This is a genomic window from Salmonella sp. 32010601201800023SM, from assembly GCF_017572235.1.
GTDB lineage: Bacteria > Pseudomonadota > Gammaproteobacteria > Enterobacterales > Enterobacteriaceae > Salmonella > Salmonella enterica.
On the sequence record NZ_JAGEQS010000002.1, the window covers coordinates 82,932 to 100,649 of the forward strand.

The 17,718-nt window shown below is 53.3% G+C and carries 23 protein-coding genes; 13 read left to right on the forward strand and 10 right to left on the reverse strand.

Annotated features, from left to right (window positions below; translation table 11 throughout):
- Positions 1-16 precede the first annotated feature (16 nt).
- From lptB to J4617_RS07790, 6 genes are read right to left on the reverse strand one after another with little or no spacing between them, the layout of a single operon-like run.
- Positions 17-742, reverse strand: coding sequence for an LPS export ABC transporter ATP-binding protein (gene lptB, locus J4617_RS07765; RefSeq protein ID WP_000224104.1), 726 nt, complete (start codon positions 740-742; stop codon positions 17-19).
- A gap of 6 nt (positions 743-748) precedes the next feature.
- Positions 749-1,303, reverse strand: coding sequence for a lipopolysaccharide ABC transporter substrate-binding protein LptA (gene lptA, locus J4617_RS07770; RefSeq protein ID WP_000669770.1), 555 nt, complete (start codon positions 1,301-1,303; stop codon positions 749-751).
- The gene (gene lptC, locus J4617_RS07775) at positions 1,272-1,847 is read right to left on the reverse strand and encodes an LPS export ABC transporter periplasmic protein LptC (RefSeq protein ID WP_000047845.1); all 576 of its coding nucleotides are present in this window, start codon (positions 1,845-1,847) and stop codon (positions 1,272-1,274) included. The genes lptA and lptC overlap by 32 nt, the downstream gene beginning before the upstream one ends.
- Complete coding sequence (gene kdsC, locus J4617_RS07780) at positions 1,844-2,410, reverse strand: 3-deoxy-manno-octulosonate-8-phosphatase KdsC (RefSeq protein ID WP_017465417.1); 567 nt, start codon at positions 2,408-2,410, stop codon at positions 1,844-1,846. Before kdsC ends, lptC begins: the two co-directional genes overlap by 4 nt.
- Before the next feature lie 20 nt (positions 2,411-2,430).
- Positions 2,431-3,417 (reverse strand): arabinose-5-phosphate isomerase KdsD, encoded by a 987-nt coding sequence (kdsD, locus tag J4617_RS07785; RefSeq protein WP_000018617.1) that lies wholly within the window; start codon positions 3,415-3,417, stop codon positions 2,431-2,433.
- 13 nt (positions 3,418-3,430) lie between these two features.
- Positions 3,431-4,408, reverse strand: a complete 978-nt coding sequence (locus tag J4617_RS07790) for a calcium/sodium antiporter (protein ID WP_000922742.1) — start codon at positions 4,406-4,408, stop codon at positions 3,431-3,433.
- Between the two features lie 212 nt (positions 4,409-4,620).
- On the opposite strand from J4617_RS07790, the gene mlaF reads away from it, so the two are divergent.
- The 7 genes from mlaF (at position 4,621) to murA (ending at position 9,484) form a co-directional block, all read left to right on the forward strand.
- On the forward strand, positions 4,621-5,433 hold the full coding sequence (gene mlaF, locus J4617_RS07795) for a phospholipid ABC transporter ATP-binding protein MlaF (RefSeq protein WP_000531566.1): 813 nt from the start codon (positions 4,621-4,623) through the stop codon (positions 5,431-5,433).
- A gap of 7 nt (positions 5,434-5,440) precedes the next feature.
- Positions 5,441-6,223, forward strand: a complete 783-nt coding sequence (gene mlaE, locus J4617_RS07800; RefSeq protein WP_000925786.1) for a lipid asymmetry maintenance ABC transporter permease subunit MlaE — start codon at positions 5,441-5,443, stop codon at positions 6,221-6,223.
- A gap of 4 nt (positions 6,224-6,227) precedes the next feature.
- Complete coding sequence (gene mlaD, locus J4617_RS07805) at positions 6,228-6,779, forward strand: outer membrane lipid asymmetry maintenance protein MlaD (RefSeq protein ID WP_001193591.1); 552 nt, start codon at positions 6,228-6,230, stop codon at positions 6,777-6,779.
- A gap of 18 nt (positions 6,780-6,797) precedes the next feature.
- Entirely contained in the window at positions 6,798-7,433 is a 636-nt protein-coding gene (gene mlaC, locus J4617_RS07810) for a phospholipid-binding protein MlaC (protein ID WP_000476475.1), read from the forward strand.
- The gene (gene mlaB, locus J4617_RS07815) at positions 7,433-7,729 is read left to right on the forward strand and encodes a lipid asymmetry maintenance protein MlaB (protein WP_000188844.1); all 297 of its coding nucleotides are present in this window, start codon (positions 7,433-7,435) and stop codon (positions 7,727-7,729) included. The genes mlaC and mlaB overlap by 1 nt, the downstream gene beginning before the upstream one ends.
- Positions 7,730-7,916: 187 nt before the next feature.
- Positions 7,917-8,171 (forward strand): BolA family iron metabolism protein IbaG, encoded by a 255-nt coding sequence (ibaG, locus tag J4617_RS07820; protein ID WP_001518349.1) that lies wholly within the window; start codon positions 7,917-7,919, stop codon positions 8,169-8,171.
- Between the two features lie 53 nt (positions 8,172-8,224).
- Positions 8,225-9,484: a UDP-N-acetylglucosamine 1-carboxyvinyltransferase gene (gene murA, locus J4617_RS07825; RefSeq protein WP_000357288.1), complete on the forward strand. Its 1,260-nt coding sequence runs from the start codon at positions 8,225-8,227 to the stop codon at positions 9,482-9,484.
- A 58-nt stretch (positions 9,485-9,542) separates the two neighbouring features.
- Here murA and sfsB read toward each other — a convergent pair whose 3' ends face one another.
- Both sfsB and ispB read right to left on the reverse strand, forming a co-directional pair.
- Positions 9,543-9,830, reverse strand: a complete 288-nt coding sequence (gene sfsB / locus J4617_RS07830; protein WP_000444167.1) for a DNA-binding transcriptional regulator SfsB — start codon at positions 9,828-9,830, stop codon at positions 9,543-9,545.
- A gap of 231 nt (positions 9,831-10,061) precedes the next feature.
- A complete protein-coding gene (ispB, locus tag J4617_RS07835; RefSeq protein ID WP_017465418.1) occupies positions 10,062-11,033 on the reverse strand; it encodes an octaprenyl diphosphate synthase in 972 nt (323 codons plus the stop codon).
- Between the two features lie 257 nt (positions 11,034-11,290).
- Here ispB and rplU point away from each other — a divergent pair, with 257 nt between their 5' ends.
- The 4 genes from rplU (at position 11,291) to cgtA (ending at position 14,162) form a co-directional block, all read left to right on the forward strand.
- The gene (gene rplU, locus J4617_RS07840) at positions 11,291-11,602 is read left to right on the forward strand and encodes a 50S ribosomal protein L21 (RefSeq protein ID WP_000271396.1); all 312 of its coding nucleotides are present in this window, start codon (positions 11,291-11,293) and stop codon (positions 11,600-11,602) included.
- A gap of 19 nt (positions 11,603-11,621) precedes the next feature.
- Complete coding sequence (gene rpmA / locus J4617_RS07845; protein ID WP_000940593.1) at positions 11,622-11,879, forward strand: 50S ribosomal protein L27; 258 nt, start codon at positions 11,622-11,624, stop codon at positions 11,877-11,879.
- 129 nt (positions 11,880-12,008) lie between these two features.
- Positions 12,009-12,974: a DMT family transporter gene (locus J4617_RS07850; RefSeq protein ID WP_000813052.1), complete on the forward strand. Its 966-nt coding sequence runs from the start codon at positions 12,009-12,011 to the stop codon at positions 12,972-12,974.
- A gap of 15 nt (positions 12,975-12,989) precedes the next feature.
- Positions 12,990-14,162, forward strand: coding sequence for an Obg family GTPase CgtA (gene cgtA, locus J4617_RS07855; RefSeq protein ID WP_000673556.1), 1,173 nt, complete (start codon positions 12,990-12,992; stop codon positions 14,160-14,162).
- Positions 14,163-14,292: 130 nt separating this feature from the next.
- Here cgtA and dacB read toward each other — a convergent pair whose 3' ends face one another.
- On the reverse strand, positions 14,293-15,726 hold the full coding sequence (dacB, locus tag J4617_RS07860) for a serine-type D-Ala-D-Ala carboxypeptidase (RefSeq protein WP_001212674.1): 1,434 nt from the start codon (positions 15,724-15,726) through the stop codon (positions 14,293-14,295).
- A gap of 247 nt (positions 15,727-15,973) precedes the next feature.
- Between dacB and greA the strand changes: the two genes are divergently transcribed.
- A complete protein-coding gene (greA, locus tag J4617_RS07865) occupies positions 15,974-16,450 on the forward strand; it encodes a transcription elongation factor GreA (RefSeq protein WP_001148008.1) in 477 nt (158 codons plus the stop codon).
- 155 nt (positions 16,451-16,605) lie between these two features.
- Here greA and yhbY read toward each other — a convergent pair whose 3' ends face one another.
- Positions 16,606-16,899 carry a ribosome assembly RNA-binding protein YhbY gene (gene yhbY, locus J4617_RS07870; RefSeq protein ID WP_001592995.1) on the reverse strand — a complete coding sequence of 98 codons (294 nt, stop codon included), beginning with the start codon at positions 16,897-16,899 and terminating at the stop codon, positions 16,606-16,608.
- A gap of 126 nt (positions 16,900-17,025) precedes the next feature.
- Between yhbY and rlmE the strand changes: the two genes are divergently transcribed.
- Positions 17,026-17,652: a 23S rRNA (uridine(2552)-2'-O)-methyltransferase RlmE gene (gene rlmE / locus J4617_RS07875; protein WP_000145974.1), complete on the forward strand. Its 627-nt coding sequence runs from the start codon at positions 17,026-17,028 to the stop codon at positions 17,650-17,652.
- Positions 17,653-17,718 lie beyond the last annotated feature (66 nt).

The following is a 17,718-nucleotide window of genomic DNA, read 5'->3' on the forward strand; positions in this document are numbered from 1 at the left end:
ATAGCCCTCTACCCTATCAGAGTCTGAAGTCTTCCCCAAGATATACACGCTTAACGTGTTCGTCTTGCAGGATTTCTGTCGGCGTACCGTGGGCAATAAGGTGGCCCTGGCTCACGATATAGGCGCGTTCACAGACTGCCAGCGTCTCACGGACGTTATGGTCGGTGATCAGCACGCCGAGCCCGCTATCGCGCAGATGCTCGATAATGCGTTTGATGTCGATAACGGAAATCGGGTCAACGCCGGCAAAGGGTTCATCCAGCAGGATAAATTTGGGATTAGCGGCCAACGCGCGGGCTATTTCTACACGACGGCGTTCACCACCGGACAGCGCCTGTCCCATGCTGTCGCGCAGATGCTCGATATGAAACTCTTCCATCAGCTCGTTGGCGCGGTCTTCTCGCTGTTCTGCGGTCAAATCGTCACGAATTTGCAGTACCGCCATCAGGTTATCAAATACGCTGAGACGGCGGAAAATAGAGGCTTCCTGCGGCAAATAGCCGATACCGCGGCGCGCGCGCGCGTGCAGCGGCAGCAGACTGATATCTTCATCATCGATGATGATATTGCCCGCGTCACGCGGCACGATACCGACGACCATATAAAAGGTGGTGGTTTTACCCGCGCCGTTTGGACCGAGCAGCCCGACAATCTCCCCGGAGTTAACGGTCAGACTGACATCTTCCACTACGCGACGGCCTTTATAGGCCTTCGCCAGATTCTTTGCAGTTAATGTTGCCATAACGAATTAGTTACTCTTCTTTTGCGCCGGAGTCTGGCCTTTGTTTTTGTCTTGCAACTGCGACGGCACCAGAACGGTGGTGACGCGTTTGCCTTTCTCGCTGAAGGCCTGCATTTTCTGCTCTTTCACCAGGTAGGTGATTTTGTCGCCGGTAATGTTGCTGTCAAGCTGCTCCAGATAAGCGTTGCCGGTCAGCACCACAAAATCTTTCGCCAGCTCGTAATGCATATGGGAAGCGTGGCCTTTCACCGGCTTACCGTTGTCCTGCATCTGGTAGAAGGTGGCCGGATTGCCGTAACCGTCGATCACCTCTTTCCCCTGTTCGCCGCCAGGGCGGGTAACCACGACTTTATCGGCGTTGATCTTAATCGTGCCCTGGGTCATCACCACGTTGCCCGTAAAGGTCACGACGTTGCCTTGCATATCCAGCGACTGTTGATCCGAGTCAATATGAATAGGCTGTTCGGTATCGCCCGTGACGGCGAAAGCCGGAATGCTGGCGGCCAGCAGCGAGCCGGCAAGCATAAGATTAAGGCTGAGTTTGTTTGTTTTGAATTTCATAAGAGGTTCTAACCTTTTCAATCAGCTCGGCGTTCTTGCTGCGTAAGTTACCGCGCATTTTCAGTCCGCTGGAGTTAAATGTTGTGCCGTATAACGTCACCAGATCGTTCGAGGTAACATCCTGCGTCACCAGATTAATCTGCGCGTTATCGGTGGTAATTCTGCGTAATTGAGCGTCAGGCACCAGGGCGTTGACTTCAACATGGCCATACAGATAGAGCATCCGATCGTTAGTCAATTTGGCTTTATCGGCCTTGATCGACCATGTCGGCACCTTATCCTTATCAAAGGTGGTTAATACCGGTTGCGTAAACCATGAGACCGCCTGATCGGAAAAATATTCAACGTGCTGCGCAATCAGACGATAGCTCAACGCGCCTTCCGGACTGTACACGACGGTATCCGTATGCTCGCTTTTATACGTGGGATCGTTGCTGTTGACCATCACGGCAGCAGGATCGTCTTTATCCGCCAGATTGATACCAATCAGTACCAGAATGGCCAGCGACAGTAGAATGATAACCCAACGTCTGGTTTTACTCATATCGATTGCCCTTTGGCCTCATCCAGCTTGCCCTGCGCCAGCAGCAACAAGTCGCACACCTCACGTACCGCGCCGCGCCCGCCGACAATGTGCGTCACATAGTCAGCGCGGGGGATCAGCAGCGGATGCGCATCCGCAACGGCAACGCTTAACCCCACTTTTTCCATCACTGGCCAGTCAATCAGATCATCGCCGACATAGGCAACATTTTCCGGCGCAATGGCCAGTTTTTCCAGCAGATCGCTAAAGGCGATCAGCTTATTCGACTGTCCCTGATAAAGATGGACAATCCCCAGCGTGGCGCAGCGATCTTCTACAAGTTTAGCCTTTCGTCCGGTAATAATGGCAACCTCGATATTGGAGGTCAAAGCACAGCGAATACCATAGCCGTCACGAACGTTGAAAGCCTTCAGCTCTTCGCCGTTATTGCCCATATAAATCAGGCCGTCAGACAATACGCCATCCACGTCCAGGATGAGCAGGCGGATATTCTCCGCTTTGGTCATGACATGGGGGCTGACGGGGCCATAACAGGTCGCAAGCGACGCACCTGCTTTACTCATCGTTAATTATCCTTGAGTTTCTACACGACGCCTGCACGCAGGAGATCATGCATATGTAACACACCGAGTAACTGGTCGCCATCAGCAACCAGTACGGAGGTGATATGGCGGGACTGCATTAAATTCAGCGCATCGACGGCGAGAATACCGGGACGCACGCGAATGCCCCCTGGCGTCATCACCTCGGCGATCCCCAACTGGCGCATATCGCCGCCCATATCGAACACGCGACGTAAATCGCCGTCGGTGAAGATACCGTCGATCTTCATGGATTCATCGCAAATGACGGTCATACCGAGATTTTTACGCGTAATTTCTAACAGCGCATCACGCAGGGTGGCATGTTTATTAACATGCGGGATTTCATCGCCAGTATGCATAATATCGCTTACGCGCAGCAGTAGCTTACGTCCCAGCGCGCCGCCAGGATGCGACAGAGCGAAATCCTCGGCGGTAAAGCCGCGCGCTTTTAACAATGCCACGGCGAGCGCGTCGCCCATCACCAGCGTTGCGGTGGTACTACTGGTAGGCGCCAGTCCTAACGGACACGCTTCTTTGGGCACTTTAACACACAGATGCACATCTGCCGCACGCGCCATGCTGCTTTCCGGTCGCCCGGTAATGCAAATTAACGGTACGTGCAGACGTTTAAGCACCGGTATTAGCGCCGCGATCTCGCTGGATTCGCCGGAGTTGGAGATAGCGATAACCACATCCTGCGGTGTAACCATCCCCAAATCGCCGTGCGCGGCTTCGCCCGGATGTACAAAAAAGGAAGAGGTGCCGGTACTGGCGAACGTGGCGGCCATTTTCCGTCCGATATGGCCGGATTTCCCCATCCCCATGACCACCACTTTTCCGGTGCAGTTGAACATTTTTTCACAGGCCAGCGTGAAATGCTGGTTGATATATTGATCAAGCTCCGCCAGGCCTTCACGTTCAATTTCCAGGACCTCTTTGCCTGCCTGCTGAAAGTCAAACCCCGGTTGCAACGCTAAATGCGACATAATCCGTTTCCAGTTATCCAACAAGAAGTGGCGATAGCCAATAGAGCATCGCCAGCCATACGATAAACCCGCCGGTCAGCAGTATACCTGCGCCCCGACCAATCTGGCGCGGATGCCGCCAGCAAAGTAAAGCGAAAACCACGCTAACCAGCAACATCACGCTATAATCTCGCCCAAACGCCAGCGGGTTGATCTCCCCCGGCGCGATCAGCGCAGGCAGTCCCAGCACGATGGCGAGATTAAAAATATTGGCGCCAATGAGATTACCAACGGCAATATCATTTTCGCCTTTTCGCACGCCGGCAATCGCCGTCGCCAGCTCTGGCAGACTGGTGCCGACAGCGATGACTGTCAGACCGAGCGTTAATTCACTCATGGCGAAATAATTCGCCAGCACCGTAGCGTTATCGATTACCATGCGCGTCGCCATCGGCATGATGACCAGCGCAATGCCCAGCCATAAGAACGCGACGGGGAGCCCGCCTTCGCGTGGCAGCTCCGCCAGTTGTTCGCGGGTGAGGCTGTCATTCCCCTGGCGTTCGGCCAGACGCGCGATTTTAACAATGAATAACAGCCATAGCACAGCCAGAAGCAGGAGAAAGATACCATCACTGCGGCTTAACTGTCCGTCATGCAGTACGGAACCGGCTACCACGCTAACAAATAACATTAATGGCAATTCGCGACGTAAAACATCGGAATGCACGGTAAATGGACGAACCAGCGCCGCCAGCCCTAAGATCAGCAAAATATTGGTGATGTTAGAACCGAGCGCCGCGCCGACGGCCAAATCGAGCTGGCCGTGTAGCGATGCGGCGACCGACACAATAATTTCCGGCAGCGAGGTGCCGATACTCACGACCGTCATCCCGATGATCAGCGGGGGAATACCGAATGTACGGCATAAAATAGAGGCCGCAAACACCAGACGATCGGCGCCGTAGGCCACCAGAAGCAAACCAATTATGAGTAGCGCCATCGCTAAAAGCATCTAAAGTCCTTTCTTCAGGTATACTCGCCGGTCCCCTGGAAGGGATATCTGGAAGCCGTAACGAAGTCCTAATTTTGACTTTATGCGGCTAAAAAGTAAAACGAATGCCAGCTTTCGCTAACCCTGTCAGTTAATATTCTGTAATTATGTCGAACCCATGGTTAAATTCAGCGCCATGGTTACCTCAACAAGGCAATACGAAGGATGAATCAATGGGTCAGTCTGCGGCCAATTTAGTCGATATGCGCGACGTCAGCTTTTCCCGTGGCGAACGCTGCATTTTCGATAATATTTCCCTGACGGTGCCGCGCGGGAAGATCACGGCGATCATGGGGCCGTCGGGCATCGGTAAAACCACGCTGTTGCGCCTGATTGGCGGACAGATCCCGCCGGATAAGGGCGAGATCTTATTTGATGGCGAGAATGTGCCGGCCATGTCCCGTTCGCGGCTCTACACCGTCCGCAAACGTATGAGTATGCTGTTTCAGTCGGGAGCGCTGTTTACCGACATGAACGTGTTTGACAATGTGGCCTATCCGCTACGGGAGCACACCAATTTACCCGCGCCGCTGCTAAAAAGCGTCGTGATGATGAAACTGGAAGCTGTCGGGCTGCGCGGCGCGGCAAAACTGATGCCTTCCGAGCTCTCCGGTGGAATGGCGCGCCGCGCCGCGTTGGCGCGCGCCATCGCTCTGGAACCGGATCTCATCATGTTCGATGAGCCGTTTGTTGGCCAGGACCCGATTACCATGGGCGTTCTGGTGAAGCTGATTTCAGAATTGAACAGCGCGCTGGGCGTGACCTGCGTGGTGGTCTCGCATGATGTGCCAGAGGTGCTCAGTATTGCGGATCACGCCTGGATCATGGCGGACAAAAAAATCGTCGCTCACGGTAGCGCTCAGGCGTTGCAGGAGAATACGGACCCGCGCGTGCGTCAGTTCCTTGACGGTATTGCCGACGGGCCGGTTCCGTTCCGCTATCCGGCGGGCGACTATCACCTTGATTTACTCGAAACAGGGAGTTAAGCCACTCATGCTGTTAAATGCGCTGGCAGCACTCGGACACAGCGGGATCAAAACCGTCAGGACGTTCGGGCGCGCCGGGTTAATGTTATTCAATGCGATTATCGGTAAGCCGGAGTTTCGCAAACATGCGCCGCTGCTGGTGCGCCAGCTTTATAATGTGGGCGTCTTGTCGATGCTTATCATTATTGTCTCCGGCGTATTCATCGGTATGGTGCTGGGGCTGCAAGGCTATCTGGTTCTGACCACTTACAGCGCGGAGACCAGTCTTGGCATGTTAGTGGCGCTTTCGCTGCTGCGCGAGCTGGGGCCGGTGGTCGCGGCGTTGCTGTTTGCCGGGCGGGCCGGGTCGGCGTTGACGGCGGAAATCGGCCTGATGCGGGCGACGGAGCAGCTCTCCAGTATGGAGATGATGGCGGTCGATCCATTGCGCCGGGTGATTTCGCCGCGCTTTTGGGCGGGCGTGATTTCGTTGCCGCTACTGACCATTATCTTTGTGGCGGTCGGTATCTGGGGCGGCTCGCTGGTCGGCGTAAGCTGGAAAGGAATCGACGCCGGGTTCTTCTGGTCCGCGATGCAGAATGCCGTCGACTGGCGTATGGACCTGGTGAACTGTCTGATAAAGAGCGTGGTGTTCGCCATTACGGTAACATGGATTGCGTTATTCAACGGTTATGACGCAATACCAACTTCTGCCGGGATTAGCCGGGCAACGACGCGTACCGTGGTTCACGCATCGTTGGCCGTTCTGGGGCTGGATTTTGTGCTGACCGCACTGATGTTTGGGAATTGAGTTCATGCAAACGAAAAAAAATGAAATTTGGGTAGGCGTTTTTTTGCTGGTAGCGTTGCTGGCGGCGCTGTTTGTTTGCCTGAAGGCGGCAAATGTGACCTCTATGCGCACGGAGCCGACCTATAAGGTTTATGCGACCTTCGATAACATCGGCGGTCTGAAAGTGCGTTCCCCGGTACGCATCGGCGGGGTGGTTGTCGGGCGGGTTGAAGATATCTCGCTTGATCCGAAAACATACCTGCCGCGCGTAACGCTCGACATCGAAGAGCGTTATAACCATATTCCCGATACCAGCTCGTTGAGTATTCGTACTTCCGGGCTGCTGGGGGAGCAATATCTGGCATTAAACGTCGGTTTTGAAGATCCTGAGCTGGGAACGTCTATCCTCAAAGATGGGAGTACGATTCAGGACACCAAGTCTGCAATGGTGCTGGAAGATATGATTGGCCAGTTCCTTTATAACAGCAAAGGCGACGACAATAAGAATTCTGGCGATGCGCCAGCCGCAACGGAAGGTCATACTGAAGCCACAACGCCCGCGGGCGAAACGAAATAATCTCAGGAGAATTGAGGCATGTTTAAACGACTGATGATGGTGGCCCTGCTGGTCATTGCGCCATTAAGCGCAGCAACGGCAGCGGATCAGAGCAATCCTTATAAACTGATGAACGAGGCGGCGCAGAAAACTTTTGATCGCCTGAAAAACGAACAGCCGAAAATTCGTGCCAATCCGGATTACCTGCGAGACGTTGTTGATCAGGAACTTCTGCCGTACGTGCAGGTAAAATATGCCGGCGCGCTGGTGTTGGGCCGCTACTACAAAGAGGCGACCCCGGCGCAGCGTGAAGCCTATTTTGCAGCGTTTCGCGAATACCTGAAACAGGCATACGGTCAGGCGCTGGCGATGTACCACGGTCAGACTTACCAGATAGCGCCTGAGCAACCGCTGGGCGATGCGACCATTGTGCCTATCCGTGTAACGATTATCGATCCCAACGGTCGTCCGCCGGTACGCCTGGATTTCCAGTGGCGCAAAAACACCCAGACCGGCAACTGGCAGGCGTATGACATGATTGCGGAAGGCGTCAGCATGATCACCACCAAGCAAAATGAGTGGAGCGACCTGCTGCGTACTAAAGGCATCGACGGCCTGACCGCACAACTGAAATCTATCTCTCAACAGAAAATTACTTTGGACGAGAAACAGTAATGACGCCGCAACTCACCTGGACGCGTGAGGCGGACACTCTGGTGCTGGCGGGAGAGCTGGATCAGGACGTGTTGGCGCCGCTATGGGACGCGCGCGTAGAAGCGATGACTGGCGTTACCCGTATCGACCTGAGCCAGATCTCCAGGGTGGATACGGGGGGACTGGCGCTGCTGGCGCACCTTGTGAACCAGGCAAAAAAGCAGGGCAATGCCGTGTCGCTGTCTGGCGTTAACGACAAGGTTTACGCGCTGGCGCAATTATATAACTTGCCCGAAGACGTACTTCCCCGTATGTAATGAATGCCGGATGGTTTATCCGGCCTACACTTCGCATGATCCCCGTAGGCCGGATAAGTTGCGTTAGCAGCACCATCCGGCACTTTTACCGCGCTGATTTATCAGCGTAATCTTTTGCTTATTTAAGACGGCGCGACTTTGCTCTAAGATGTTGGGCTGTTTTCACTATTTGACGAATAAAGAACCCATGGAAAATCATGAAATTCAGAGTGTGCTGATGAATGCCCTCTCCCTCCAGGAAGTCCACGTCTCCGGCGATGGCAGTCACTTTCAGGTTATTGCCGTGGGCGAGATGTTTGACGGCATGAGCCGGGTCAAGAAACAGCAAACGGTCTATGGGCCGCTAATGGAGTACATTGCGGACAACCGTATCCATGCCGTATCGATCAAAGCGTATACCCCGGCGGAATGGGCGCGCGATCGTAAACTTAACGGATTTTAAGCTACGGGTAACCTGCCGGTAGCGGAGATGAATGCTTAACTGAGAATACAATAATGGATAAATTTCGTGTACAGGGGCCAACGACGCTCCAGGGCGAAGTCACAATTTCCGGCGCCAAAAACGCCGCGCTGCCGATCCTGTTCGCCGCTCTGCTGGCAGAAGAACCGGTAGAGATCCAAAACGTTCCAAAACTGAAAGACGTGGATACGTCGATGAAGCTCTTGAGCCAATTAGGCGCGAAAGTGGAACGCAATGGATCGGTACATATTGACGCCAGCCAGGTGAACGTGTTCTGCGCGCCTTATGATCTGGTTAAGACCATGCGCGCCTCGATATGGGCGCTGGGGCCGCTGGTTGCCCGTTTTGGTCAGGGACAAGTCTCTCTGCCGGGGGGCTGTACTATCGGCGCGCGTCCGGTTGATCTGCATATTACCGGTCTGGAACAACTGGGTGCGACCATCAAGCTGGAAGAGGGCTACGTAAAGGCCTCCGTCGAAGGACGTCTTAAAGGGGCGCATATCGTGATGGATAAGGTCAGCGTCGGCGCGACCGTCACCATTATGTGTGCCGCCACGCTGGCGGAAGGGACGACCATCATTGAAAACGCCGCGCGCGAGCCGGAAATTGTCGACACCGCTAACTTCCTGGTTACGCTGGGGGCGAAGATCGCCGGGCAGGGCACCGATCGTATTACGATCGAGGGTGTAGAGCGTCTGGGCGGCGGCGTTTATCGTGTGCTGCCGGATCGTATCGAAACGGGGACTTTCCTGGTGGCGGCAGCGATCTCTCGCGGCAAAATCCTCTGCCGTAACGCGCAACCGGACACTCTGGACGCGGTACTGGCGAAACTGCGCGATGCTGGCGCGGATATCGAAGTGGGCGAGGACTGGATTAGTCTGGACATGCACGGCAAACGACCGAAGGCGGTCAATGTCCGTACCGCGCCGCACCCGGCATTCCCGACCGATATGCAGGCGCAGTTCACGTTGCTGAACCTGGTGGCGGAAGGGACGGGCTTTATCACTGAAACCGTCTTTGAAAACCGTTTTATGCACGTGCCTGAACTCAGTCGCATGGGCGCGCGTGCGGAAATTGAAAGCAATACCGTCATATGTCATGGCGTAGAAACGCTCTCTGGCGCCCAGGTCATGGCGACAGATCTGCGGGCATCTGCGAGCCTGGTGCTGGCGGGCTGTATTGCGGAAGGCACGACGATTGTGGATCGCATTTATCACATCGATCGCGGTTATGAGCGCATCGAAGACAAACTGCGCGCGCTAGGCGCGAATATTGAACGCGTGAAAGGCGAATAACCTTCTGTACGCTGAATAACCCCCGCGAACGCGATTGCGGGGGTTGTTTTACAGACACTTACTCTACATTCTGTTTGTCTTTATTACGCGCTCTCATAAGCCGCGTTCTGTCGATAAACTCATGCGTGCGCGGATCGTGATAACGCGATGGCCAAATAACCCAGGGTTCCGTTCCCAATGCTTTCGCAATAATCAACTCTCCTTTCGGCCACGGGCGCGTTAATGCATTGGCCAGCGTGGATGAACTCAATCCATTCCGGCGTGACTCAGCGGCCATTGAAGTCCCTTTTTTACGTAGTCCGGCAATGATATCGGCCGGATGCCAGTCAATAAGCTTGCTTTCCATACATCCATCACTCCTTAGGTTAATCACTTACGGTTTTAACAACCCGACGACGTTCGATACTATAACGCTTCGTGAAGGAATGTTCTAAAAAGTTCATGTAAGTGGCGGCAATATTCAGAATATGCCAGGGGAAGTCCTGGATGAGTATGTGAAAAACAGGCGATAGGGTATCTGGAGTTTATTAGAACTTAATGGGATATCCCGCGCAGTACGCGGGATAAGAGAACGGCATTAACGATCGCGCTGCACCGCGATGTGTGCGAGACCGATTAGCGCCTCACGCCATGGGGTATTCGGCAATATCTGCAACGCGGATATCGCTTTGTCGGCTTCTTCTTCCGCTCGCTGACGCGTCCATTCCAGCGAGCCGCAGGTGGTCATCGCTTCCAGAACCGGTTCCAGAAGATGACGGCCATTACCTTGTTCAATAGCGGTACGGATCATCGCTGACTGTTCTGGCGTACCGTGGCGCATGGCGTGAAGCAACGGTAAGGTGGGTTTGCCCTCATTGAGGTCATCACCCACATTTTTACCGAGATGCTCGCCGTCGGCACTGTAATCCAGCAGATCGTCAATGAGCTGGAAAGCCGTACCAAGGTAGCGGCCATAGTCCTGCAACCCTTTCTCTTGCTCAGGCGTACAACCGGCAAGAATACCGGAGCACTGGGCGGCGGCTTCGAACAGACGGGCCGTTTTACTGTAAATCACCCGCATGTAATTTTCTTCGGTAATGTCCGGGTCATTCACGTTCATCAATTGCAGCACTTCGCCTTCTGCAATCACGTTGACCGCTTCCGACATCACTTCCAGCACTTTTAACGAGCCGAGGCTGGTCATCATCTGGAAGGCGCGGGTATAGATAAAGTCGCCGACCAACACGCTGGCGGCATTACCGAAAGCGGCATTTGCCGTCGCTTTGCCGCGACGCATATCGGATTCATCCACCACATCATCATGTAGCAGCGTCGCCGTGTGGATAAACTCGATCAGAGCGGCGATAGTCACGTGCGCGTTACCCTGATAACCCACCGCGCGCGCGGCAAGAACGGCAATCATCGGACGAATGCGTTTTCCGCCGCCGCTAATAATGTAATATCCTAGCTGATTAATCAGTTGAACGTCGGAATTAAGCTGTTCAAGGATTGTCGCATTGACACCCGCCATATCTTGCGCGGTTAACTCGTTGATTTTTTCTAAATTCATCGCAAAAGCCGGGCTTATCGCCCCGATTATCCCATGTCTGAATGAGGTAACGTAGGGTTTATGGTTAGAAATATACCCTGATTGTACTGAAAAAACGCCGCAGATAAACGTTACCGTATGCGTTGTGTTTTTTTTCTTCATGTATTGATGGTAGCACTTGTCAAAGCCGTGCAATTTGCGTAATATTCGCGCCCTATTGTGAATATTTATAGCGCGCTCTGAATCATTGAAAGGTGTGCGCGGAAGCGGAGTTTTTTATGTACGCGGTTTTCCAAAGTGGTGGTAAACAACACCGAGTAAGCGAAGGTCAGACCGTTCGCCTGGAAAAGCTGGACATCGCAACTGGCGAAACTATCGAGTTCGCTGAAGTTCTGATGATCGCAAACGGTGAAGAAGTCAAAATCGGCGTTCCTTTCGTTGATGGCGGCGTAATCAAAGCTGAAGTTGTTGCCCACGGTCGTGGCGAGAAAGTTAAAATCGTTAAGTTTCGTCGCCGTAAACACTACCGTAAGCAGCAGGGCCATCGTCAGTGGTTCACTGATGTGAAAATTACCGGCATCAGCGCTTAAGATTAGGGGAGCAGATTAAATGGCACATAAAAAGGCTGGCGGCTCGACTCGTAACGGTCGCGATTCTGAAGCTAAACGTCTGGGCGTAAAACGCTTTGGCGGTGAAGCAGTTCTGGCAGGCAGCATCATCGTTCGTCAACGTGGTACTAAATTCCACGCTGGCACCAACGTTGGTTGCGGTCGTGACCACACTCTGTTTGCTAAAGCAGACGGTAAAGTGAAATTCGAAGTTAAAGGCCCGAAAAACCGTAAATACATCAGCATCGTTGCTGAGTAAGTTTTTTGTGGTCCGGTAACGGATGAAAGCCCCGCACCTGTTGCGGGGCTTTTTACATTCGATGGCCGACTAAAATATACCCGTGTGGCTGTGCGAATGCCGTTAACGGGTCTTTGCAGGGAACACGGCATGAAGCAGCAGGCAGGCATTGGCATTCTTTTAGCGCTCACTACCGCGATGTGCTGGGGAGCGTTGCCAATAGCAATGAAGCAAGTGCTGGAGGTGATGGAGCCTTCAACCATTGTCTTCTACCGCTTCTTAATGGCCAGTATTGGCCTCGGGGCGATACTGGCAGTAAAAAGAAAGCTGCCGCCGCTGCGTATTTTTCGTAAGCCGCGCTGGTTGGTGTTATTGGCGATAGCGACCTGCGGACTGTTCGGTAATTTCATTTTGTTCAGTTCTTCCCTGCAATATTTAAGCCCAACCGCGTCGCAGGTTATCGGCCAGCTCTCGCCGGTTGGCATGATGGTCGCCAGCGTCTTTATTCTGAAAGAAAAGATGCGCGGTACGCAGGTGATTGGCGCGCTGATGTTATTGAGCGGGCTGGTGATGTTTTTTAACACCAGTCTGATCGAGATTTTTACCCGACTGACCGACTACACCTGGGGCGTTATTTTTGGCGTAGGCGCGGCGATGGTGTGGGTGAGCTATGGCGTGGCGCAAAAAGTATTATTGCGACGTCTGGCCTCGCAGCAGATCCTGTTTTTACTGTACACTTTATGTACGATAGCGCTCTTGCCGCTGGCAAAACCGATGGTGATAGCGCAACTGAGCGACTGGCAGCTCGCCTGTTTGATTTTCTGCGGGCTAAATACGCTGGTAGGATATGGCGCCCTGGCGGAAGCGATGGCGCGTTGGCAGGCGGCGCAGGTGAGCGCGATAATCACGCTTACACCGCTATTTACCCTGCTGTTTTCAGATCTTTTATCTATGGCCTGGCCCGATTTCTTCGCCAGACCGATGTTAAACCTTTTAGGTTATCTCGGTGCGTTTGTCGTGGTTGCGGGCGCGATGTATTCCGCCATTGGTCATCGTATTTGGGGCGGTTTACGCAAGCATGAAACGGTGGTTTCGCAACCCCGCTCAGGCGAATGATTTACGGAGAATAAAATGAAGTTTGTTGATGAAGCATCGATTCTGGTCGTTGCAGGCGATGGCGGTAATGGCTGTGTGAGCTTCCGCCGCGAAAAATATATCCCGAAAGGCGGCCCGGACGGCGGTGATGGCGGCGACGGCGGCGACGTCTGGATGGAAGCCGATGAAAACCTGAATACGCTGATCGATTACCGCTTTGAAAAATCGTTCCGCGCTGAACGTGGTCAGAATGGCGCGAGCCGGGACTGTACCGGTAAACGCGGTAAAGACGTGACCATCAAAGTGCCGGTCGGTACGCGCGTTATCGACCAGGGAACCGGTGAAACGATGGGCGACATGACCAAACACGGTCAGCGTCTGTTGGTCGCGAAGGGCGGCTGGCATGGGTTAGGCAATACCCGTTTTAAATCCTCGGTTAACCGTACGCCGCGCCAGAAAACCAATGGTACGCCGGGCGATAAGCGCGACCTGCTGCTGGAACTGATGCTGCTGGCGGATGTCGGGATGCTGGGGATGCCAAACGCCGGTAAATCAACGTTCATTCGCGCGGTATCGGCAGCAAAACCGAAAGTCGCGGACTATCCGTTTACCACGCTGGTGCCGAGCCTTGGCGTGGTACGAATGGATAGCGAAAAGAGTTTTGTGGTGGCCGACATTCCGGGGTTGATCGAAGGCGCGGCGGAAGGCGCGGGCCTGGGGATTCGCTTCCTGAAGCACCTCGAACGTTGCCGCGTACTGCTGCACCTCATTGATATCGATCCGATCGATGGTTCCGATCCGGTGGAAAACGCCCGTATCATTATTGGCGAACTGGAAAAATACAGCCAGGATCTGGCGGCTAAACCGCGCTGGTTAGTGTTCAACAAGATCGATCTGATGGATAAAACCGAAGCGGAAGAGAAAGCGAAAGCAATCGCCGAAGCGTTGGGCTGGGAAGGGAAATACTATCTGATTTCCGCTGCCAGTCAGCTAGGGGTGAAAGATCTCTGCTGGGATGTGATGACCTTTATCATCGAGAATCCGATTGCGCAGGCTGAAGAAGCAAAACAGCCGGAAAAAGTCGAGTTCATGTGGGACGATTATCATCGCCAGCAGTTGGCTGAAGTGGAAGAAGACGCAGACGATGACTGGGATGACGACTGGGATGAAGACGACGAAGAAGGCGTCGAGTTCATCTACAAACGTTAATCTCGTAGCCGGATGGCGCTTACGCTTATCCGGCCTATAAAAGCCAACGGGCCGCATTTGCGGCCCGTTTTATTATGTTCGTTGTAGGCCGGATAAGACGCGTTAGCGCCGCCATCCGGCAATAATGCACTCAGTTATTCTGATAAATATCCTTGTACAATCGACTCTCGAAGCGTACCAGCGGAATACGTCGATTACGCTGATCGGCAGGTGGAACCGCGTAGCCGGACAAATACTGTACAAATGCCATCCGTTGCCCGCTTGCGGTGGTAATAAAGCCCGCCAGATTATACACGCCCTGCAGTGACCCGGTTTTCGCTGAAACCTTACCGTCTACGCCCGCCTGATGCAGCCCGGCGCGGTATTGTAATGAACCATCATAGCCCGCCAGCGGCAGCATAGAGATAAAGTTCAGCTCGTTATCGTGTTGGGCGATATATTGCAGCACCTGCATCATCGTGGCGGGAGCGATCAGATTATGGCGAGAAAGACCGGAACCGTCGGCAATAATGGTATTGGCGATATCAATTCCCGCCTGTTGGCGCAGGATCTGGCGAACGGCATCCGATCCCGCCCGCCAGGTGCCAGGCACGTTAAACCTGACATGACCAATCATCCGAAAAACAGTATCGGCGATCATGTTGTCTGACTTTTTCAGCATAATCTTAAGCAGATCGTGCAGTGGCGCCGACTGTTTACTGGCGACGATCGTTCCGGGCTCGTTAACCTGCGTCTGGCGCAGTAGCGTGCCGCGGTAAGTTATCCCGGCCTCTTTCAGTTCCTGCTTGAGGATCGCGCCCGCGTAGCTGGCGCCGTCCTGAATAGCAAAGGCCAGCGGCAGCGGGTCGGCGCGCTGTGGTAAACAGCCGGTAAGCGTATAACGGTTCAAATCGCCAGGCACAACATCCAGCTCGCAATACTGCGCGTCTGCCGAACCGCGCGGCAGAGTCCGTACCTGGCTGAACATCGTTACCGGATAATAAGAGGCCACGCGAATAAAGGCTAAATCGTTTGGTTTTTGCGCGCTATAAAGCGACACAGAAAAACAGTTGCGGTCAACAATGGCGGCGGCGGGAGGCGCGCTGAAACACTGCGTCAGGTCGTTCCACGGCCAGCCTGGCGCTTTATCGTGGCTGGCGAAAATCGACGTGTCGATAAGCACATTGCCGTCGATTTGCGTGACGCCGGACTTTTTCAGCGTCGCGACCATATTGCGAATATCCTGACGTTTTAGCGTTGGATCGCCACCGAAGCGCGCAATTAAGTCACCTTTCAGGATGCCGTTATCGACGTTGCCTTTAGTCTCCAGCGTGGTCGTAAAACGGAAATCCGGGCCGAGTTGAATCAGCGCCGCCAGCGCGGTAATCACCTTTTGGGTACTGGCGGGAAGCGCCATCTGCTGACTATGATAATCAATAGCCGGCGCGGGCGCGCCAATCTTTTGCACCATCAGCGCGAGGTTGGCGCCGGCCGGAAGCTGTTTGATGTATTCGTCAATATTCGCGGCCTGAACGCTGAACGCTATACTGGTGGTCAATCCGATGATAAATCTGGAAAATCGCATAATCTCGCGCTAACACCCTGGAAACAAGCCGTCATACTACGGCGCAACGCCCTAAAAAGTAAACGATGACCCATAGGGAACTCCAGGGTAAAATGGTTATCAAAGAGGAAATTGTAGCTGACCTGGGACTGCGCGCCCGGGTTGGTGTTTTTTTGCTTCTGACCCTGGTATGGCATATGCCGGGGCTGGCTTAGCAGCCGGGGTAGAGTTCATTGCCCCCTACAGGAATGTTCAAGAGGTATAACAAATGCAAGCTATTCCGATGACCTTACGCGGAGCCGAAAAACTGCGCGAAGAGCTGGATTTTCTGAAATCTGTGCGCCGTCCTGAAATCATCGCCGCTATCGCCGAAGCGCGCGAACATGGCGATTTAAAAGAAAACGCGGAGTATCATGCTGCACGCGAACAGCAGGGTTTCTGCGAAGGGCGCATTAAAGATATCGAAGCAAAACTGTCGAATGCGCAGGTGATTGATGTCACTAAAATGCCGAACAATGGTCGCGTGATTTTCGGCGCTACCGTCACGGTGCTGAACCTGGACACCGACGAAGAGCAGACCTACCGCATTGTTGGCGATGATGAGGCGGATTTTAAGCAAAATCTCATTTCGGTAAACTCGCCAATCGCTCGCGGTCTGATCGGCAAAGAGCAGGATGACGTCGTGGTGATCAAAACGCCTGGCGGCGATGTGGAATACGAAGTGCTTAAAGTGGAATACCTTTAAGCAGTACTCAATACGCAAATTGTTGGTGTATTGTAAAGAAAGGAAAAAGGCCGCATAGCGGCCTTTTATCAACGGAGAGAGCGTGGCATTTTGCTCTCCTGCTCGTGGAAAACCCCTCGTTTTACACAGATTTTGTGTTCGACTTTAGGATATCCTTAACGCGGCAGCGAGATTTTACGCTCTTTAGTTGGGCGATACAGCACCAGCGTTTTACCGATGACCTGTACGTTACAGGCGCCGGTTTCGCGCACGATAGCGTCCACGATCAAGGTTTTTGTTTCGCGATCTTCCGAGGCGATTTTCACCTTGATAAGTTCATGGTGCTCTAACGCTTGTTCAATCTCGGCCAGTACCCCTTCGGTCAAACCATTATTGCCAAGCATAACAACAGGCTTGAGCGGATGTGCCAGACCTTTTAGGTGCTGTTTTTGTTTAGTACTCAGATTCATCGTATATTTTTGCTTACGTTGGGATTGAAAACGGGTCATTCTACCGCCATCTCCCTTATATCGCCAAATAGGCGTGTAGAAATTTACGCCATTGGCTACGATGAACTGCCCCGACGGGAAAGTTAAATGACAGGTAAAAAGCGTTCTGCCAGCTCAAGCCGCTGGCTTCAGGAACACTTTAGCGATAAATATGTTCAACAGGCGCAGAAAAAGGGGCTACGCTCCCGTGCCTGGTTTAAACTTGATGAAATACAGCAAAGTGACAAACTTTTTAAGCCGGGAATGACGGTAGTCGATCTCGGCGCTGCGCCAGGAGGCTGGTCACAGTATGTGGTCACGCAGATTGGCGGCAAAGGCCGCATCATCGCTTGTGATCTTTTACCTATGGATCCTATCGTTGGTGTGGACTTTCTTCAGGGCGATTTTCGTGATGAACTTGTCATGAAAGCGTTACTGGAACGCGTGGGTGACAGTAAAGTACAAGTTGTCATGTCGGATATGGCACCAAACATGAGCGGAACACCGGCGGTGGATATCCCCCGCGCCATGTATCTGGTGGAGCTGGCGTTAGAGATGTGCCGCGATGTGCTGGCGCCAGGCGGAAGTTTTGTAGTGAAGGTGTTCCAGGGCGAAGGTTTCGATGAGTATCTAAGGGAAATTCGCTCCCTGTTTACGAAGGTTAAAGTTCGTAAGCCGGACTCTTCGCGTGCGCGTTCGCGTGAAGTGTACATTGTAGCGACCGGGCGAAAGTGATAACCGGCAGATTTCAGACGTAAGGTTTGAAAGAAACTGGATATAGAGTATCCTGACGCTGTTTTT

Bases quoted from the DNA above. Each gene is read 5' to 3' on its own strand.
- lptA (WP_000669770.1), bottom strand. From the start codon at position 1,303: ATGAAATTCAAAACAAACAAACTCAGCCTTAATCTTATGCTTGCCGGC.
- ispB (WP_017465418.1), bottom strand. From the start codon at position 11,033: ATGAATTTAGAAAAAATCAACGAGTTAACCGCGCAAGATATGGCGGGT.
- rlmE (WP_000145974.1), top strand. From the start codon at position 17,026: ATGACAGGTAAAAAGCGTTCTGCCAGCTCAAGCCGCTGGCTTCAGGAA.
- kdsC (WP_017465417.1), bottom strand. From the start codon at position 2,410: ATGAGTAAAGCAGGTGCGTCGCTTGCGACCTGTTATGGCCCCGTCAGC.
- greA (WP_001148008.1), top strand. From the start codon at position 15,974: ATGCAAGCTATTCCGATGACCTTACGCGGAGCCGAAAAACTGCGCGAA.
- mlaB (WP_000188844.1), top strand. From the start codon at position 7,433: ATGACGCCGCAACTCACCTGGACGCGTGAGGCGGACACTCTGGTGCTG.
- lptB (WP_000224104.1), bottom strand. From the start codon at position 742: ATGGCAACATTAACTGCAAAGAATCTGGCGAAGGCCTATAAAGGCCGT.
- ibaG (WP_001518349.1), top strand. From the start codon at position 7,917: ATGGAAAATCATGAAATTCAGAGTGTGCTGATGAATGCCCTCTCCCTC.
- sfsB (WP_000444167.1), bottom strand. From the start codon at position 9,830: ATGGAAAGCAAGCTTATTGACTGGCATCCGGCCGATATCATTGCCGGA.
- murA (WP_000357288.1), top strand. From the start codon at position 8,225: ATGGATAAATTTCGTGTACAGGGGCCAACGACGCTCCAGGGCGAAGTC.
- yhbY (WP_001592995.1), bottom strand. From the start codon at position 16,899: ATGAATCTGAGTACTAAACAAAAACAGCACCTAAAAGGTCTGGCACAT.
- J4617_RS07790 (WP_000922742.1), bottom strand. From the start codon at position 4,408: ATGCTTTTAGCGATGGCGCTACTCATAATTGGTTTGCTTCTGGTGGCC.
- lptC (WP_000047845.1), bottom strand. From the start codon at position 1,847: ATGAGTAAAACCAGACGTTGGGTTATCATTCTACTGTCGCTGGCCATT.
- J4617_RS07850 (WP_000813052.1), top strand. From the start codon at position 12,009: ATGAAGCAGCAGGCAGGCATTGGCATTCTTTTAGCGCTCACTACCGCG.
- rplU (WP_000271396.1), top strand. From the start codon at position 11,291: ATGTACGCGGTTTTCCAAAGTGGTGGTAAACAACACCGAGTAAGCGAA.
- mlaD (WP_001193591.1), top strand. From the start codon at position 6,228: ATGCAAACGAAAAAAAATGAAATTTGGGTAGGCGTTTTTTTGCTGGTA.
- mlaF (WP_000531566.1), top strand. From the start codon at position 4,621: ATGGGTCAGTCTGCGGCCAATTTAGTCGATATGCGCGACGTCAGCTTT.
- rpmA (WP_000940593.1), top strand. From the start codon at position 11,622: ATGGCACATAAAAAGGCTGGCGGCTCGACTCGTAACGGTCGCGATTCT.
- mlaC (WP_000476475.1), top strand. From the start codon at position 6,798: ATGTTTAAACGACTGATGATGGTGGCCCTGCTGGTCATTGCGCCATTA.
- cgtA (WP_000673556.1), top strand. From the start codon at position 12,990: ATGAAGTTTGTTGATGAAGCATCGATTCTGGTCGTTGCAGGCGATGGC.
- kdsD (WP_000018617.1), bottom strand. From the start codon at position 3,417: ATGTCGCATTTAGCGTTGCAACCGGGGTTTGACTTTCAGCAGGCAGGC.
- dacB (WP_001212674.1), bottom strand. From the start codon at position 15,726: ATGCGATTTTCCAGATTTATCATCGGATTGACCACCAGTATAGCGTTC.
- mlaE (WP_000925786.1), top strand. From the start codon at position 5,441: ATGCTGTTAAATGCGCTGGCAGCACTCGGACACAGCGGGATCAAAACC.